Source organism: Brachyspira sp. (genome assembly GCF_050873525.1).
Taxonomy (GTDB): Bacteria; Spirochaetota; Brachyspiria; order Brachyspirales; family Brachyspiraceae; genus Brachyspira.
Map to the genome: position 1 here is coordinate 1 of NZ_JBNMIZ010000337.1, position 1543 is coordinate 1543.

General features: G+C 26.1%; 2 protein-coding genes. One reads left to right on the forward strand and one right to left on the reverse strand.

What is annotated here, in order from left to right; genetic code table 11:
- Positions 1-409, reverse strand: a 409-nt coding sequence (locus tag ACR0QS_RS13175) for a hypothetical protein (protein ID WP_432633909.1), incomplete at its 3' end; no start/stop codon positions are given.
- A gap of 424 nt (positions 410-833) precedes the next feature.
- Between ACR0QS_RS13175 and ACR0QS_RS13180 the strand changes: the two genes are divergently transcribed.
- Positions 834-1543, forward strand: a 710-nt coding sequence (locus ACR0QS_RS13180) for an Rpn family recombination-promoting nuclease/putative transposase (protein ID WP_432633910.1), incomplete at its 3' end; no start/stop codon positions are given.

The window sequence follows — 1543 nt, forward strand, 5'->3', positions numbered from 1 at the left end:
CATTTAAAATTTTAATTTCTATTTCTGACATTTTATAAATAATATCTAAAAATGTATCTAATAATCCCGTATCTATTTGTTTTTCCGTATCTAATTGATTAATTAAAATATCTCTAAATATATTTATTTTATATTCTGCTTTTGTATCTATAACTTTTTTAATAACCAATTCAAATGCATCCATAAAATCTTCGTTATCGTTTATATCCTCTGTTTTAATTCCAATTTCTATTAATCTTTTGTCAAGCGTTTCAATAAAATTATTTAATCTATTCTGTTTTATTCTCGCCCTATAATCGAAGAATACTTCATTTAACACAGCGCCATAAGGAACGGATGATAAAATACTTTTACAAATAGATATTCCAACTTCTTCCATATTGTTTGAAACTTTATCTTTTTTATTCATAATTTATAAATCCTTATTTACATTATACAATTTATAAAACATTTATCAAATTTAATTGCTATATACAAACATATAAAAACAAGTATAATTGTAATGATAAATTAAATAATCACTTCTCCTCAACTATCTTAATCTCTTCTTCGGTTAAATCATAAAGCCCACGCCAACGGCGGGCTTTAGCCAAACAATCTTATCAATCTCCCTCTCCTCCGCCGAACTATCAACCTTACTACGCTTTTTCTCAATTATCTTCTCAACCAAACCCTCGATTTTAGTCTCCGTTTTCTTATCGACTTTAAGAATAAATTTTAAACTATCATTGCTAACATTAGCGAAGCAATCTAAAGTGAATGAGATAAATCAATCTCAATAAATAATCTAAATTCTCTTTTGACAAATAAAATCATTCTGTTATAATAAAATTATGGACGAGTTGGAATATTTAAAAAATAGCGAAAATGAAATTATAACAGTCGACAGCCTAAACAAGAAAAATGATTGTTTTGTTCGTTATCTTTTCTCCGATAGAGGAAATGAAAATATAGTTTTAGATTTTATTAACGGAGTAATGATTGATTCAAATTTTAAAACTTTTTCTAATGTTGAAATTTTAAATCCGTTCAATTTGAGTAAATATTTGGATGGTAAAGAGTCAATAGTTGACGTGAAATGTATTACAGACGATAACGATACCGTAATAATTGAAATTCAATTGCAAGGTAATCAATATTTTATCGGAAGAAGTCTTTACTATTGGGCTAATAGTTATAGCTCGTTGTTAAATAAGTCCGACAATTATACAAAACTTGCTCCCGTGATTGGAATGAATATTTTGGATTTTACAATATTTAACGATATAAAAGATTTTCATTCATGTTATTTACTTAAAGAAATTAATCATAATAAAATATTAACCGACCATTGTATGCTGCATTATATTGAACTTCCAAAATTTAATTTAAATGATTTTGAAAATAAAGAAAAACTTATAACTTGGATAAAATTTTTTAAGGGGGAGAATATGTCAAATTTAATAAAAGAAAATAATATTTTTGAAGAAGTAGAAAAGAGATGTCAAAGTTTTATTGAAAGCGACCCATTGATAAACGCCTATCGAAAAAAAGAATGGGAAGG